This window comes from Ruegeria sp. AB11 (assembly GCF_056536325.1).
Genome location: NZ_JBQFJO010000001.1, coordinates 384426 through 400273 on the forward strand (window position 1 = coordinate 384426; position 15848 = coordinate 400273).

18 protein-coding genes and 1 tRNA gene are annotated in these 15848 nt (G+C 54.5%); 7 read left to right on the plus strand and 12 right to left on the minus strand.

The genetic code is table 11. The features are described from left to right. Window positions 1-196 precede the first annotated feature (196 nt). The 3 genes from ACR3EJ_RS02020 to ACR3EJ_RS02030 all read right to left on the minus strand — a co-directional run bounded on the left by ACR3EJ_RS02020 (window position 197) and on the right by ACR3EJ_RS02030 (window position 1804). Window positions 197-379: a hypothetical protein gene (locus tag ACR3EJ_RS02020; RefSeq protein ID WP_170544856.1), complete on the minus strand. Its 183-nt coding sequence runs from the start codon at window positions 377-379 to the stop codon at window positions 197-199. Between the two features lie 195 nt (window positions 380-574). Beyond that, the gene (locus tag ACR3EJ_RS02025; RefSeq protein WP_170544859.1) at window positions 575-733 is read right to left on the minus strand and encodes a hypothetical protein; all 159 of its coding nucleotides are present in this window, start codon (window positions 731-733) and stop codon (window positions 575-577) included. Window positions 734-1105: 372 nt separating this feature from the next. Then, entirely contained in the window at window positions 1106-1804 is a 699-nt protein-coding gene (locus ACR3EJ_RS02030; protein ID WP_170544862.1) for a GntR family transcriptional regulator, read from the minus strand. An 81-nt stretch (window positions 1805-1885) separates the two neighbouring features. Here ACR3EJ_RS02030 and ACR3EJ_RS02035 point away from each other — a divergent pair, with 81 nt between their 5' ends. Continuing rightward, complete coding sequence (locus ACR3EJ_RS02035; RefSeq protein ID WP_170544865.1) at window positions 1886-2929, plus strand: AbrB family transcriptional regulator; 1044 nt, start codon at window positions 1886-1888, stop codon at window positions 2927-2929. Here the strand turns inward: ACR3EJ_RS02035 and ACR3EJ_RS02040 are convergent. Genes ACR3EJ_RS02040 through ACR3EJ_RS02050 form a run of 3 tightly spaced genes read right to left on the minus strand, consistent with a single transcriptional unit; the run spans window position 2898 to window position 3461 of the window. Then, on the minus strand, window positions 2898-3098 hold the full coding sequence (locus tag ACR3EJ_RS02040; RefSeq protein WP_480422543.1) for a hypothetical protein: 201 nt from the start codon (window positions 3096-3098) through the stop codon (window positions 2898-2900). The genes ACR3EJ_RS02035 and ACR3EJ_RS02040 overlap by 32 nt on opposite strands. A 12-nt stretch (window positions 3099-3110) precedes the next feature. Then, window positions 3111-3233 (minus strand): NAD(P)-dependent oxidoreductase, encoded by a 123-nt coding sequence (locus ACR3EJ_RS02045; protein ID WP_480423308.1) that lies wholly within the window; start codon window positions 3231-3233, stop codon window positions 3111-3113. A gap of 3 nt (window positions 3234-3236) precedes the next feature. Then, the gene (locus ACR3EJ_RS02050) at window positions 3237-3461 is read right to left on the minus strand and encodes a hypothetical protein (RefSeq protein ID WP_311201774.1); all 225 of its coding nucleotides are present in this window, start codon (window positions 3459-3461) and stop codon (window positions 3237-3239) included. A 313-nt stretch (window positions 3462-3774) separates the two neighbouring features. On the opposite strand from ACR3EJ_RS02050, the gene ACR3EJ_RS02055 reads away from it, so the two are divergent. Beyond that, window positions 3775-3864: transfer RNA gene (locus ACR3EJ_RS02055), tRNA-Ser, on the plus strand. A gap of 541 nt (window positions 3865-4405) precedes the next feature. Here the strand turns inward: ACR3EJ_RS02055 and ACR3EJ_RS02060 are convergent. The 5 genes from ACR3EJ_RS02060 to ACR3EJ_RS02080 form a co-directional block, all read right to left on the minus strand. Further along, window positions 4406-5626: a permuted SH3 domain-containing protein gene (locus ACR3EJ_RS02060; RefSeq protein ID WP_170544869.1), complete on the minus strand. Its 1221-nt coding sequence runs from the start codon at window positions 5624-5626 to the stop codon at window positions 4406-4408. Between the two features lie 5 nt (window positions 5627-5631). Further along, on the minus strand, window positions 5632-7995 hold the full coding sequence (locus ACR3EJ_RS02065; RefSeq protein WP_480422546.1) for an ABC transporter permease: 2364 nt from the start codon (window positions 7993-7995) through the stop codon (window positions 5632-5634). Further along, window positions 7992-8708, minus strand: coding sequence for an ABC transporter ATP-binding protein (locus tag ACR3EJ_RS02070; RefSeq protein ID WP_170544875.1), 717 nt, complete (start codon window positions 8706-8708; stop codon window positions 7992-7994). The genes ACR3EJ_RS02065 and ACR3EJ_RS02070 overlap by 4 nt, the downstream gene beginning before the upstream one ends. 1170 nt (window positions 8709-9878) lie before the next feature. Continuing rightward, window positions 9879-10136, minus strand: a complete 258-nt coding sequence (locus ACR3EJ_RS02075) for a hypothetical protein (protein WP_170544878.1) — start codon at window positions 10134-10136, stop codon at window positions 9879-9881. Between the two features lie 379 nt (window positions 10137-10515). After that, window positions 10516-10821, minus strand: a complete 306-nt coding sequence (locus ACR3EJ_RS02080) for an antibiotic biosynthesis monooxygenase (RefSeq protein ID WP_170544881.1) — start codon at window positions 10819-10821, stop codon at window positions 10516-10518. 288 nt (window positions 10822-11109) lie between these two features. On the opposite strand from ACR3EJ_RS02080, the gene ACR3EJ_RS02085 reads away from it, so the two are divergent. The 5 genes from ACR3EJ_RS02085 (at window position 11110) to ACR3EJ_RS02105 (ending at window position 15113) form a co-directional block, all read left to right on the plus strand. Continuing rightward, window positions 11110-11379, plus strand: a complete 270-nt coding sequence (locus ACR3EJ_RS02085; RefSeq protein WP_170544884.1) for an HlyU family transcriptional regulator — start codon at window positions 11110-11112, stop codon at window positions 11377-11379. Between the two features lie 223 nt (window positions 11380-11602). Next, on the plus strand, window positions 11603-12127 hold the full coding sequence (locus ACR3EJ_RS02090; RefSeq protein ID WP_480422549.1) for a cysteine dioxygenase family protein: 525 nt from the start codon (window positions 11603-11605) through the stop codon (window positions 12125-12127). 125 nt (window positions 12128-12252) lie between these two features. Next, complete coding sequence (mgrA, locus tag ACR3EJ_RS02095; RefSeq protein ID WP_170544931.1) at window positions 12253-13320, plus strand: L-glyceraldehyde 3-phosphate reductase; 1068 nt, start codon at window positions 12253-12255, stop codon at window positions 13318-13320. A gap of 329 nt (window positions 13321-13649) precedes the next feature. After that, a complete protein-coding gene (locus tag ACR3EJ_RS02100) occupies window positions 13650-13919 on the plus strand; it encodes a hypothetical protein (RefSeq protein WP_480422551.1) in 270 nt (89 codons plus the stop codon). Window positions 13920-14357: 438 nt separating this feature from the next. Next, window positions 14358-15113: a hypothetical protein gene (locus ACR3EJ_RS02105; protein WP_480422553.1), complete on the plus strand. Its 756-nt coding sequence runs from the start codon at window positions 14358-14360 to the stop codon at window positions 15111-15113. A 268-nt stretch (window positions 15114-15381) separates the two neighbouring features. Here ACR3EJ_RS02105 and ACR3EJ_RS02110 read toward each other — a convergent pair whose 3' ends face one another. Beyond that, window positions 15382-15846 carry a CoA-binding protein gene (locus tag ACR3EJ_RS02110; RefSeq protein WP_170547286.1) on the minus strand — a complete coding sequence of 155 codons (465 nt, stop codon included), beginning with the start codon at window positions 15844-15846 and terminating at the stop codon, window positions 15382-15384. Window positions 15847-15848: the final 2 nt, after the last annotated feature.

Here is a 15848-nt window from a genome sequence, read left to right on the forward strand (position 1 = left end):
GAGCTAAATCTGATTAGTTATTCAACCCATTAAATCTAGACAAATATGCGCTCAAACCGGTGCATTTGGCAAGCATCGGGGTATTTGCCTGCGTTTCCCGCGTTTTGAAATCTCTTATCCAAGGCTTGGTACAGCCACATCATTGGATTTGATCAACAGTTCTCAGAACAACTTTTCAGGCGCAAATTGTACGGGGTCACGTCTGCGCAGCGGCAAGACATCCCCAAATCGCACAATGCTTGGACCAGACATCCTCGCCCTCGTCATAGAACCGCTGGGCGCGCTTGTTTACGACGATGAAAATCGGCACGCAGTCCAGGCGGTGACGATGCCTCCGGCGAACTTTGGCGCGCGCCAGTCGATGGCAAAGGCGTGTCATTGGCCGGATCTCCTACACTTTCCACGCCTTGACCCAGAAGGTCGGCAATACCACGCCGCAGTTATAAGGCGTTCCCTTGATCAGTAAGCTCTTTGCAGGCTCACCCCATACGCGGATCAACCAGTAGGTATACGCCTGAAAACCGCCCAAAACAGCGATCACTGCTTTTGGCGAAATCCGGCAGGATTCACCTACTTAGGTGTAATCCACCCGTTGGACTTTATCGTCAGTCAGCTCCAAATGCGTGACAGCGGCTTTACACAGAATATCTACCGCCAGACCAACCGCGGTCCGGTAATCTGCATTCTCCAGAGACTTTCCGCCCCCCATGAAGAGCGTGTTGCTCCGGGACAATGATAAGGCTCCAGAGAGCGAAGGTAGGAACCGGACAACCCGCTCCTCCACCTACGACAGGCATTCCTCGGACGCGCGGATCGCCGGGCGGGCCAGATGTTCGTTATTTTTCCCGTCAGCGAACTTGAAAAGATCAAACAGAAATTCGTGCTGTTGTATCCCTCGGTCAGAGGCCTCAGCGGTCCGGAGTGCATGCCGAGAAATTAGAATGTGTAGCGCGTATTGCCACCACGATAGCGTTTCGCTGCTGTCTCGAGGATCAAATTCCCGCCCTTGCCTCGGCGACAGTCATCGCATCGCAGAGAGCTACGTTCCCGCTCTCGACCAAAGCGAAACCGCAAGCTTCGTTTTGAGCGGCCATATCGAGATTACCTACTGGGTTTCGTCTCTCCTGCGGTCGCGTTCCTGCAATGCACGGATGCGCATCCGTTGTGCGGCCTGAATATGCGCACGCATCTCCGTCTCAGCAGCTGCACCGTCGCGAGCATTCAAAGCCGCCATAATGCGCCGATGCTCGGCCACCGCAGCCTCGGCCCTGTCACCCTCCAACAGTTGAGATGGCCCAAGGACCAGCAGAGCCTTTTGCAAGGATAACATCGACTTTGCCAGAAACCGGTTCTTGGCTGCATCCAGCAGTGTCGCATGAAAAATCCGGTTGATCCGCACAGCGTCCGGGCCCGTGCCTGCCTCCGCTAGTCGATCATTCAGAACCTCAAGCTCATCCAGTTCGACACCTGACGCAGCGCGGGCGGCCAAACGGGCAGCTGTCCCCTCAAGCACCGCGCGCATTTCATAGAGCTCCATCACCTCTGCATAATCCAGACTGCGCACGGTTGCGCCCTGCCGTGGAACATGGGTCACCAATCCATCAGCCTCCAATTGACGGATCGCCTCGCGCACCGGGGTGCGGCTAACTCCCAATCGTTCAGACAACTCTATTTCTCGCAGGCGTTCACCGGGCAGAAGATTGCCTTCGCGAATATCGTCCAAAAGACGTTGGTACGCGGAATAGCCTTGCGGGCCGGGCTGTAAGGGGTCGTCCTGTATGGTCACATTAGGCTCACTTGTCATATTGCATCCTGTTGTATACAGTTGAATACACAACGAGTCAATGACGCTGGAAAACGTTCCTTGCCCACGCTGATCAACACAATGCCTCTTCTGACAAAGCGGGCCGTAACACTCGGCCTTGCACTTCTTGGCACCGGAGCTTTCTGGACGTTGAATCTGCCGCTGCCCTTTCTGTTTGGTCCGATGAGCGCCTGTCTGATTGCGGCCCTCGCGCATGCGCCGATGGAAGGGTTCGGGCAGGTGTCAGTGGCAGCGCGCACCATTCTGGGTGTGGCGGTGGGCGCATCAATTACACCTGCCCTATTTGCGGAATTGCCTAAAATGGCCGCGTCGATTGCACTGGTCCCATTTTTCATCCTGTTGATCGCGCTGATCGGCGTACCATTCTTCCGCCGGGTCTGGGGTTTCGATACGACAACCGCATTCTATGCCGCCATGCCCGGCGGCTTGCAGGACATGATCATTTTTGGGACCGAAGCTGGAGCCAACCCGCGCACTTTGTCGCTGATCCATGGCACGCGCGTGCTGATCATCGTGACGCTGGCCCCGCTGTTTCTGACCATGATTTACGGCGCCGAGCTGACAAACCCGATCGGAGAACCCGCACGCGAACTGCCGCTGCACGAGCTGGCCCTGATGGTGCTTGCTGCCTTTATCGGCTGGAAGGGTGGCGAGCGTATTGGCCTGTTCGGCGCATCGATCCTGGGGCCGATGATCCTGACGGCTGCTTTGTCTCTCGAAGACTTCATCCATACACGACCACCGCGCGAGGCCATCCTGGCTGCACAATTCTTCATTGGGTGCGGAATTGGCGTGAAGTTTGTCGGTGTTACCTGGGTGGAGTTGCGCAAGGTCGTGGCCGCGGGCTGCGCTTACGTGGTTGTGCTGGCCGTGCTGGCAGCGGCCTTCACAGCTGTTGTCACCACGTTGGGGTTTGGCAAACCGGTCGAAGCGTTTCTGGCCTTCGCACCCGGCGGGCAAGCCGAAATGACGGTTCTGGCCATCGTCTCAGGCGCGGATCTGGGCTTTGTGATCACTCACCATCTGACAAGGATCGTGTTGGTGATCATCGGTGCGCCCATCGCCGCAAATCTCATTCTGCGCTGGTCCGAACCTCGGGGTTGATCATATGGATCGGCGCACCTTCAGTATAAGCGTTTACCTGATCGAAGATGTCAGCAAACTGCAGGTCAAACTCATCTTCGGTCACAAAACCGATATGCGGCGTCGCGATCAGCTTGGGATGTACCAGCAACGGATCGTTCGGGTCGGTTAGTGGTTCGGTATCGAACACATCAATTGCGGCTCAGCCAGGGCGACCGGCGTTGAGCGCTCCAAGCAAGGCACCTGGAGCGATCAACCCGGCCCGCGACGTGTTAACAAACAGCGCGCCCGGGTGCATCCGTGCTAAATCCGCTGCGGTAATGATCCCTTACGTGTCCGGTTTCAGGCGCACATGGACCGAGAAGATATCGCTGTCGGCAAAAAACGCATTGCGGCTGGGCGCAACCTGCACGCCATCCGCCCGGGCGCACGCCCGGCCGTCCGGAACGATCCCGATCTTCTCTTCCGCAGAATACTGTTTGCGCATCGCGCGGCGGATGTCTCTTACGACCTTCTCACCCTGGCTCTGCTTGGTTCCGGGTTTCTTTCTCATCTCCACTCCTTGGCGGCTACGATGAGCCAAAAACCCTCTCTTATCAAATCAACCTAATCTGTCCCATGGGCGCTGACGTCAGACACGGCGATGCCGAACGGGGATTCGATGTGTTGTGGAGTTTCGAACCTGATGGATGAGTGGTGTGTCGCTGGGAATGGGTTCAGAAAACAAATCCAATTCTTGCCCATAATCCACGTAAGTCGGTGTGTTTTACCGTGATTTCAACGGGTTCACCAATTTTGTCGGAGTAACGCACAAAAAGGAAATTTCGCCTTGTATTCCCGGCGCTTGCAAGGATATACCCGTCGGCGGAGACGTGGCCGAGTGGTCGAAGGCGCTCCCCTGCTAAGGGAGTAGGCGGGAAACCGTCTCGAGGGTTCGAATCCCTTCGTCTCCGCCATATATCATTGAAATTAAATGATATTTTTCGAAAATAATCGCGATACCCGCCAAAGAACCCGCCATCCTAGATACGCTTGGTTGCCACCGCATGCGACGGATGAATCAGTTATGCTCAACTTCATTCCATTGGCCGCTTCATGCATCGTATCTAAATTGCGTATTCCAATGTGACTGCCGCACCTTTCCCCATACCACTGCCGCCCAATCCCAAAAGGATTGTGCAGCCATCACTGCTCGCATGAAGCGAACCTTAGCCGCACGGTTCGTCAAGTTCTGCTGCGCGGACAAACCAACCGATCGGCAGCAAACTCCGAATCTTTGGATTTGCGCATCATTCATAGCGCACTTAACAACTCCAGGTCCCTTGCGGGCATGAGGCAATCTGAGTCATTCACTGCTCACCACAAGAACCGCCGAACTCAAACTTTCTTCATGCCAAGGCGGTAGATTCCGAACAATGTTCACAGATCTGCGCACCTCAATTTGGTGACATGATCATCGTGGTCAACTAAGCTGAGTGGGTCGGGTTAGTGACATGTCTACCGTTTTGTGATCCGCGTTCCGTCGACCAATCCTGCAGATGGGTAGAGCACAACTAAGTCATCCGCGTTCAAACCACTGGAGACGCTGGCTTGCACGCCATTGGTCGCGGCGACTTCGATCGGTTGTTCGAAGATTTTTCCATCCTCGACCAGAAACACAAACCAGCCCTGCTGCGCCCGGAACATTGCACTGGCAGGAATAATCAACGCTGCCGGATCTTCCTGAATGACAATCCGTACTTCTACCCGGTACCCGTGGCCCAATCGGCCGGTGGATACACCGGGTGTTTCCATTGAAATCACAACGTTTACACGCTGTTCCTCGACCCCCAAGGCCGAGAACTTCGTAAATCCAAGCGGATCTATGCGCTCTACCGCTCCGTCAATCGGCATCCCCCCGCCCCATTCGTCAATAATGACACGATCGCCCACGGACACCTGAACAGCATCAGAAGACAAAAGTTCTGCAACGACCTCAAGGTCTCCGTCGATGTCGCCAATTTCCAGGATGGGGGCCCCCGCAGGCAGCGTAATTTCGTTTTGCTGTATCACTTGCAGAACCCGCCCAGTTGCAGGAGCCAGCAGCGGGATCACTTCGTCCGAGTGTGATATAAGTGCCGATGCAATGCCGCGGTCATCAAATCCGATCAGCTGAGCACGCGCATTCGCCAGTTCCGCTGTTCGAACCGAAATGGCAGCCTCGGCACTGTCGACTACGGCCTGTGCGACTCGGCCTTCGCGCTCAGCGCGGGCCAACGCCGCCTCACTGATGCGGCCGTTTTTCATCAGCGACTCCGCGCGTTCCAAATCTTCTTCCGCCAGCGCCAGATCTGCGACCGCTTTGTTTAGATCGGCGCGGGCCACGCGGAGAGCAGCTTCTGCAGCAGTGACCGCCGCGCGGGCCTGTTCGCGCGTCCGTACATCCAGCATGGAGGGATTGGTGGGCAACATGCGTGCGATGACCGTTTGATCCGCAACAACTGGGTCACCCGGTTCCACACCAACGCGGAGCAGTCGTCCGGCAACTGGTGTCGCCACAACATATGAATCGTGCACACGCGTGCGCCCCTCTTCATCAACCGTGACGATTAGGTCCCCAACTTCAACCTGAGCCAGATCCACCGCCACCGCTCGAGGCCAGAACGCTACAAGCAACACGATCGCAATTATCACAATGGTGACAATCGAAAGCACCCACCGTGATTTTTTTTGCGCCATCAGGACTACTCCTTAATTTTCAACGCTTCAACCAGGTCAACCCGGTCCACATCTCGCTTTACAATCCACCCAGAAACTATTGAAGCGGCCAGAACCACCAGCACCGCAGTGCCATACCCGCTGGGATTAAACACGCTTGGGACCTGATAAATGTCGGTGCTAAAACCCGCCGATATCGCAAACGACAAAAAGTAGCCCATGAGTGCTCCGAGAGGCAAAGCAACGAGTACGACAACCGCCAACTCCCCCAAAAGCACATAAGATGCTTCGCCCTTCGTGAACCCGATGACGCGCAGGCTTGCCAGATCACGCATGCTTTCAGCAAATGAAATGCGCGCGGTGTTATAGATGATCCCAAAGGTGATCACAGCCGCGATGAGCGCCATCAGATAACGGGTGGCCCCTGCGCCTTCGTTCATGATCTTTTGCATCGCCTGCTCCGCATCACGCTTGACCGAGATCCCGGCCACCCGCGGCAGTTCTGCAAAGTAAAGCTGCAAGGCCTCAAGCCGATCGGATTCCGCCGACAAATAGACTGCCGAGACACGCCCCGGTTCTTTGAGTATGCGGTTAAGCCCTTCGAGGGACATATACGCAGGAGATCCAAGCAAAGTTTCCGCCACACCCGTAACTTGTACAGTCAAGTTCGGGCGCCGCCCCTCCAGCACGTCAATTTCGATGTTATCACCGATTTCCGCATTCAGGACTTTCGCCAAAGCAGTCGAAAGCACAATACCATTCGTGTGAAGTTCTACCGGTTCCAAGTCTGACTTCAAAGCTCGGTTTAAACGCGCGCCTTCTTGCAACCCGTTTACGGCACCACGATACTGGCGCAATCCATGCCGAAACTCCACAGGCACCACACGAACGGGCTCAACGGCATGAACGCCGTCAAGCGATGCAAGCTCATACTGAACCGTATCGGACAGCGGATGTGTAAAGTTGACCATGGCATCACTGCGGTCAATAACGGAAAACGTCATATCAATAGTCTTGTCGAAGCCGGCCAGAATGCTAACCATGCCAACAGACAGCGCCATTCCGCAGGCAATTCCGACGATCGCGCCAAGGATACGGCCGGGTTGCCTCACAATGCGACGCATCACCATTCGGGTTGGCTGGTCCAATAGTCTTTTCATGCGCGGACCGAAGGCCCCAGTCTTGCTGTAATCCACAGGCGCGGGAGGTCGCATAGCGATCGCGGGTGTCAGACTGAATACCGATCTAAGAACGAGAGTTGCGCCTACGGATGCCGCCAAGACACTGACTGACACTCCAAGAGCATAGGCACCCGCACTGATCTGGAAAACGAGGAACGGAAACTTGTAGTACGTCTGGTAAACACCCGATAAGAGGCGCCCCGACAGGATCCCAAGCGCCCCGCCGAAAACGGCACCACACATTGCGATCACCAAGACAAGCTTGAAATAGTGAACGCCTATTTCAAGGCTGGTGTACCCGAAGGCTTTTAGTATTCCTATTTGTTCTCGATCGGATTGGATCATTCGGGCAATCACGATATTGAGCAGGAACGCCGCGATAGCCAGAAAGATCGACGGCACCACCCCAACTGTTGCGCGAAGACCAGCGATTTCTTCTGTCACGAACCTGTTGGACGCTTGATCTTCCAATCCGTAAGCGCCCAAACCTCCATATTTGTCAAGTAGGCGGTTTGCCCCGGCGATCACCTCCTGCGTATTGGCATATCTTGAGAGCAAGAGCAGCGCCTCGTTGAAAGCCCCCTTCATGTCGAAGGCTGCTGCCATGGCATCCTCCAACATCCACAAGACGGCAAAGCGTGTGTCGTCCGGCACAATTTCTCCCGGAGCGGCGATGTAGATGAACTCCGGGCTTTGCGCCAATCCGACAACAACAAAGGTTCTGCGAGCGCCGTTCATCGTCGCAGACAGACTATCACCAGGTGCCAGACCAACGGCGTCGGCAAAGCTCTGCAACAGCAAGACTTCGTCATTGCGCCCGACACGAGGCGCGCGACCGCTTGTAAGCATGTAGTTGTTGAGGAGCGGACGAGCATCCCGCGGTATTGAAAGTGCCGTGGCGCGCACGGGTCTGCCAGCCTCTTCCAACGTAATCAGAGCCCCGCCAATCACCCGCCCTTCAACCGCTGTAACGCCGGGCAGATTGGCCAAATGCTGCAGCACCGTTTGCGGCGCGCGCGCGGCTGGAGCAAAGACATCCGCAAGGCGGTAGCGTTCGTAATACGTGTTGCGTGTCTCGGAAAGCGTACCAACCAAACCGGTCATCATAACGAGGGTCATTACACCCAATGCGATAATACTGGCTATCGCGACGGCTTGCCCTTTCAAGCGGCGCAAAGTCCGAACTACTTTCTTGTCAATCGGGCTCACCAGTTGATCTCGTCAGGTGTAAGCTTTTCGGAATTGACCTGAACATCTTGGATCATGCCGTCTGCAAACTTTATTACTCGGTCTGCCATATCTGCTGTTGCAGCCGCATGTGTTACAATGAGAACAGTAGTATTCAGTCGTTCATTGACGTCTTTCAGCACCCGAAGCACGGCCCGACCTGTCTGGCTGTCGAGCGCTCCGGTCGGCTCGTCGCAGAACAAAACAGTGGGTGTTTTCGCGATGGCACGCGCGATGGCTACGCGTTGCTGCTCACCCCCTGAAAGCTGCGCTGGAAAGTGATCCTTCCTTGCGTCCAGCCCGACAAGGCCCAGTGCATCCGCGGGTAGCATCGGGTTCTGTGCAATTTCGGTGACCAATTCCACATTCTCTTCGGCTGTAAGGCTGGGCATGAGATTGTAGAACTGAAACACGAATCCGACATGATGGCGCCGGTATCGCGTCAAGTCCCGATCCGAAAGGCTCGTCAGCTCTGTACCTTCAAACCACGCGTGCCCGCCCGATGCACGATCGAGGCCTCCGAGTATATTGAGCAAAGTGGACTTCCCGCTGCCGGATGCACCGAGCAGGACGATCATCTCACCTTTCGGGATTTCAAGGTCGACGCCCCGCAGAGCGTGAACGGCGGCTTGCCCTTCCCCGTACACCTTGGATAGAGCTTCCGTACGAAAGGTATAACCAGGCAGGTGTTTCATAACGATACACTGTAATAGCGGCGGCGACGGGTCAACACGTTCGCAAATATGGCAACATGCCCTTTGGTCCATGCTTTCTATTTATGCCGAACGCTAAATGCCGGGCCTTATCCAAGCTGTTCCAATATTGCCGCGACAACGTCCGGTTACAGAGTTCAGACTTCAGTGGTTGAAAATGGGGTTGTTGCGCCGTGTAGCTTGGATACGAGCCTGTGACGTCGTAAGACCAACCAAAGCTCCCGCGCCGTCGGAAGCTTGCACACTCGCAGCGCGGGAACGCCCGAATTGCAAAGAGGGCTTTGCTCGCCGGGTATTGAGGATACGGACCAACTCATAACCCAGACCAAAAAAAGGCCCGCGTTACTACTTCATGGGACGGTGAGCGCGGGCGGCAGTAGGGGATGAAAGAGATACGTGGCGTGGCGCTGATCGGATTAACGAACCCGCGCTGCTGACAAGGGGAACCTGCTGGAGGTGCAGCGCGGGCCGTCCCAACAGAGGGATAATTAAGAATTAGCGCCAATACCGTGGCCGGGTCTTTGCCAGATGGCCGCAACGGATGCGGACAGCACCGGACATAGAGTGGAACGATAGCCTGCTCCGGGTCGGCCTGTTCAGCAGCAAGAGGTGTTGCAAAAAGGCAGACGAAAGTAATTGGTCGAAACATGTATGGCCGCAAAACTATCAGAACTAGCTATGGACGCTCAGGGTAAATCAAAGCTGTCAAAGGAAACCCAAGAGAACCTTCAACGCACGGAATGTGGAAGAGAGACTGGATCGTATTGACAATGTTATCAAAACCATGGCCAACGGTGAGGAATACGACGGAAGGCCCACAGATGTGTTGCTCTGCTGGCCGTAGGGAATCTGAGAGACGATCTCGGATTGCCACGTCAGGAGAACTGAAATCTACCTTGACCCAAGAGAGAACGGGAATAGAAAATCTGGTCATGAAGAATTGGCCCCGCACCATCCACTACGACCTCAAGCGCAAACTGGAAAGCCTGCGGGAATACCGCAGCGCGCCGTCATTGCAGGACGACTGGGGTGCGGTATTTGAGTAGCTGAACAAGCACGGCATCGAGCCGCCAGACCACATGCTGCCGGTCGAGCCGGAACTTGATGGCCCAGTCGGGCACAGTTGACGGTCGCGCCAGCACCAGATGTTAACTAGTTGGCATTCGTCGCTTCCGACTTTCTGAATACCAGCAGTGTTACAAACAGGCCGCCTATTAGCAGCATATGCGCGGCTGCAGTCACGCCGAATACGAAGTAGCTACCGACCATAAGCGAGAAAATCGCACTCCACATCCAAGCCAACATCTGCATCAGCAAATGGGCCGTGGGTAAAGACTGGTTTTTAAGTGGGTTCTTGGTTTCGTCCATTACCGAAGCCCACGTTGTTTTCGCGTCGAAACTATTGGTCATGATTTTCCTCCCAAATCCAATCACACGCGCGATCTCGGGTCCACTGAGCATAAATGGTCTGTTCGCTGCCAGCGGAGCTACGGGATCAAGAGACAAAGCAATCTGTCTGTGGTTTGTGATACTCCTGATACGTGCAATTCAGACAGCTGGACCGAAAAAACCGCGCGCACGAGGGATGGGTTGTACGCATAGCCACACCTTCAGGGCGCATTCTCATGCTTGCGCAATGGCTCGGTCGACCGGCCAAATGGGCAAGCTGGTCATTAGGGTCAGGACCTGTAATCAGGCACAGACATCAACGGCGGCTCTTGTACGCAGCGGACGTTAAACAAAATCAAGGCAGCGACCGAGTTGCGGGACAAAGCTGACCTTAAATCTTTCAGGGCCCTACTTCTCCTAGCAACTCAAAATGCTCGATGCTGGCCGAGGCAATCAAATCTCGCTCCTCGGGCTCGACCCGCGCTTCGAGCCAGTTGTCGCCTGCGAAAGCTTTTATCGAAGCCAAGTCGCGCCAGAGCATGGTCATGCAGAACGCATTCGGGTCGCCTCTCCAAGGTTTTCCAGCCGCCACCCAGATCAAGCCGTCCTGACTTTTCACCAGAGGCAGTATCTGATCGCGAAAAATCGTCTCAAATTCTTCGGCCTTGCTTTCGTGCACGGTTAATCGGAACTGGCGGAGCAGCATTTCGGTTTCTCCGGATTCTTTGGCCTCAACAATAATAACATATAGAGACGACCGTCTTGGGCTCAAAGCGGGCGTTGGCGGCGGCGTGTCAGAATGGCGATCTTGGACCGTCCGTGCAAGGGAGCGTGGTGCGGGGGAATGGACTTTTACCGCGGGTCTGAACGTATTAGGCAACGTAAAGAGCGCGACAATGGATCGAAGACAAATGTTCTGATAGCGCGACATGCTTCACGACTGTCCTAAGCGGCGCTAGTCTCCCGTCATAGCAACGCTGAAAGGAGCCGCCCAATGTCCCTCTTCTCTAAACTCTTCGGTGGTGGTGAAAAGTCGGAGCTGGAGCCGGTCTCTTACAGAGGGTTCGAAATCTTTCCGGACCTGATGCCCGAAGGTGGCAAATACCGCCTTTTAGCCCGTATCGAAAAGACCATCGACGGAGATCGCAAGACCCATACAGTGATCCGGGCGGATGTATTTGAAACCCGGGATCAGGGCGAAAGCTTCAGCATCGCAAAGGCGAAACAGGTGATTGACGAGCAGGGCGAACGCATTTTCGATTAAGCAAACAGACAGCCTAATGTATTCGATGCAATCGACGGATGTCCCGCAAAGTAGACATCTCCTCGATTTGGCGAACGAACGCTAAGCAGGCCAAGCAGTCATTGGAAGTCTTAGATACCCGATACATGCAGCTGCAATCTGGGTCCCAATTTCGTCTATTTTACAGCCTGTGCTACCCTGTTGCTTTTATAGTATGCAATTGGAGGCTGAAGATATGTGGAACATGGAACAGTTTGTAGCGGACTGCCGGACCGCAGTGGATCAGGACGTGTCTCACAAATCGGTGGCTGAAGTGGTGGACCGGGCGTTGCGCGATCCCGCGGGCGTGACGCAAGCCTTGGGAGAACCGACCGAAAGCGGTATCTTTCCCATTTACAAGTCAAGTGATCTGACAATTGTTAACGTCGTCTGGAAGCCGGGAATGACCATAATGCCCCACAATCACGAAATGTGGGCCGTGATTGGTATTTATGGTGGCCGAGAAGATAACATTTTTTGGCGGCGCGTAGCAGATGACCCTAACGGACGCATTGAAGCGGTGGGGGCTCGAGCATTGTCGACGGGTGAATATGCTCCGCTTGGTAAGGACCTCATTCACTCGGTTACAAACCCTATCCCCAAGTTGACTGGAGCAATCCACGTATACGGCGGGGATTTTTTTGAAGCTGAGCGAAGCGAATGGGATCCTGAAAACCTGACGGAACATGCCTATGACATGTCGAAGGTTCGCGCGTTATTCGAGGACTAGTTTGCAGTTTGACAATCTGCGCTGGCAATGCCTGAGGCATGTTCCGTCTATACGGCAGGCTTCGCCGATTGCCGATTTCTATCTCGTTGAATTGACACGGGGTGATGATCTCGGATTATGGAAAGATGAGCAAATTACAACGCCCCCCAAAGCCTCGGCTGCGCCCATTTCTTCCTAATCCGGACCGCTACGAGCAAATGGTCTATCGCCGTTGTGGACAGTCTGGCATAAAGCTACCCGCGATAAGCCTTGGGCTATGGCACAACTTTGGTGGGGATACCCCGCACCAGACAAAGCGCGATCTCTGCCGCACTGCTTTTGACTTGGGTATAACGCACTTTGATTTAGCAAATAACTATGGCCCACCACCGGGATCGGCGGAAGAAGCATTCGGTGAAATTTTAAAAACTGATTTCGCAGGCTATCGGGACGAACTCATCATATCTACCAAGGCAGGGTACGATATGTGGCCGGGCCCCTATGGGGAGTGGGGATCACGAAAGTATCTTGTGGCCTCTTGTGATCAGTCGCTCAAGCGGATGGGGTTAGAATACGCAGATATCTTTTATTCCCACCGCTATGATCCAGATACCCCTCTGGAAGAAACTATGGGAGCCTTGGACTATATAGTGCGCTCTGGGCGCGCACTTTACGTCGGAATTTCAAGCTACAACTCGCAACGAACGCGCGAAGCGCTGGCCATCTTGAAAGACCTTGGCACGCCGTGCCTGATTCATCAGCCGTCGTATAACCTACTCAACCGTTGGGTTGAGCGGGACGGGCTGTTGGATACGCTTAACGAATTGAACGTGGGATCGATTGCGTTCACGCCACTTGCCCAGGGTATTTTGACATCGAAGTATCTGAACGGCATTCCCGAAGACAGTCGTGCGACCCAAGGCAAGTCTCTATTGGACGGCATGATCAACGAACGTTCATTGAAGAGTGTCAGGGCTCTAAACGACATAGCCGCGTCACGCGGTCAATCATTAGCTCAGATGGCGCTTGCTTGGGTGCTGAGAGGTGACCGGATTACGACAGCCCTAATTGGCGCTTCGCGACCTGAGCAGATCGTGGATTGCGTAGGTGCGGTCCGGAATTTGGAATTTACCGAAGCGGAACTCGCTAAGATTGACGAGGTCAGCTCGGAAGAGGAAATCAATCTCTGGGCGCGATCCTCGGAAATTGAGTAAGATTGTTGACCACTGATTTTTGGTGCGAGCAGGTTTTTCTACGTAATCGCATGGCGTTTCTGCTTTGGGCTCAGGGCAGACGTTCACGAATTTGTCGCGATTGACCGCTTGGCGGGACTAAGCTGCCCTTAACTGCGCGGCGGCACGTTTGCTTTGCTTGAACGACTGCTCAGCGGATAACACGGACACGCCGCGTAAGAAAATATTCGATCGAACAGAGCGCATCGCCGCTCAGATGACAGTTCGGACATATCACGCAATTTTGTGTATGATGCCGCCGAGCCATACGCTCAAACAATTTCGGACAATATTTAATGTGGAGATGATAGATGCAGCATTTGCATACCAAAGCCCGCAATACTTTTGTCGCCTGTATTAGCTCGTTTTTTGTTTTCGTGCCCGCAGTCTCAGCGGAGGCTATTTTCCAGACGACATGCAACCCAAAAGCGGACCAGGCTTTCAACGAAGGTCTGAATCTCATTCACAACATGATGTATATTCAAGCCGAAGAAGCGTTCAATATGGCAGCGGCGGCAGATCCAGCATGTGCTATGGCGCAATGGGGTATCGCGATGTCGAACTTTCATCCTCTTTGGTAAGCACTCAAGTGAAGCCGAAACAGAGAGGGTCTGCTGCAGCCGAAAACTCGCGTCAATGTCCACCGAAAGCGCCCTTGAACAAGCGATGATGGATGCTGCTGCTGCTTTCTACGCCCCGAACCAAGAAGGCTACCGCGCTCAGCTTACTTCTTGGGCAGAGACACAAATCGCTGCTGCGGACCAACATTCGGACGACGTAGACGCTGCGGCTTTCGCATCGCTGGCGCGCCTTGCAACCGCGCCGCGGGGCTCCGACGGAATCAAAGTAAAGTCGCAGGTGGGAGATACGCTCGACGCGCTTCATCAAAGGCACCAGAACATCCCGGTGTCATACACTACGCGATCCACGCCTATGACAATCCGCCACTCAAGGAGCGAGGCAGGCCGTACGCCGAGATATACGATAAAACGGCTCCAAGCGCTCCACATGCGCTGCATATGCCCGCTCATATCTTTACACGAACAGGAGAGTGGGAAAAATCAATTGATCTGAATAGCCGGTCCGCTGAAGCCGCTCTTGAGCAATCAAAAGACGTGGTACAAAGCCACTATGCGCACGCGATCGACTACATGGTTTACGGCCACCTACAACTTGGGAATGCAGACGAAGCTGCAGGGCTGGTCGGCGAAATGCTCGCAATTCAAAATCATCAGGTCAGTTTCGGCAGCGCTTATGCACTGGCGGCTGCGCCTGTTCGGCTGCCTCTTGAGCAGGGACAATGGGACGTCGCGGCGGCACTGTCGCCTGAGATGCATCCGGTCATTCCATGGGAGAAATTTCCACAAACTGTTGCCATGCGGTGGTTCGCGATCGGTATCGGCGCGGCCCGTAGCGGTGATGTCGATACAGCGCAGAGCGCGCTTGCCGAGCTCAAGTCTTTGCACGCTGTGATGAAGGAGCGTGGGCAGGGCTATTGGGCGCAGTTGACCGAAGCACAGATCATGTCGGTGGAAGCCTGGATTGAACTGGCCGGTGGGGGCTCTGAGATCGCAGTTGCTAAGCAGGCAGCCGCGGCTGATCTCGAGGATAAGATTGGCAAAAGCCCGGTTACACCCGGCCACGTCCTTCCGGCACGAGAACTTCTCGGGGACATGCTGATGGAGCTTGGAAAACCCAATGAAGCTGCGGTCGCTTATCAGGCGACGCTGGATCTTTCTCCAAACAGAGCAAGAAGCCTCGTGGCACTTCAATAAGTGGCAACAACACACTTGGTCGGTGCTTTGTAGTTTTTGCAGCAGCATCGATCGCTTTGGGCAAAAGCAACCGCATAGCGATCATGGCTCTAACGACTGCCATGCGGACAAAGCGGCCTTTGGTTCTCCGAACAAATCGGACATTTTTGTTTTTAGACTAGGCGGTTGTGTAGAGTGACAGGATTACTGGTCTTATCTTCCGTAAGCGCAATATCTCAATTTGCACCCTCATTGGATGCTGAGGAGGCCGCTACCAATCGAATTTTCATCATATCTTTAGGTCCAGGCGCGGCTTCCAAAAAGGGCGGAAGAGTTCAATCTTGGGGCATCGGTTCATCACGACTTTAAGGCCCGCCGCTTCGGCGAGTTGCGCTGCTTGGTCGTCGTACACACCGATTTGACCCCAAAGAACTTTTGCCCCGATTGCGATAGCCTTCTCGGCAAAGGCATAAAACTCTTCCTTCGGGCGAAAAACGTCTACCATATCAACATGTTTTTCGATCTCTTCCAGCGAGTGGTAGACCTTGAGCCCTCTAATTTCCGAAATATTCGGGTTAGGATTCACCGGTAGAATATCATAGCCGATTTCACTCAGCTGTCGCAGAACGCCATAGCTGAATTTCGTTTTGTCCGCGCTAGCCCCCACAATTGCAATGGTTTTAACCGACTGCAGGATTTCGGCGAGGTATTTGGGGTCGTAATCGTAGATGCGGTCGATATCTGCTTCGGGCATCG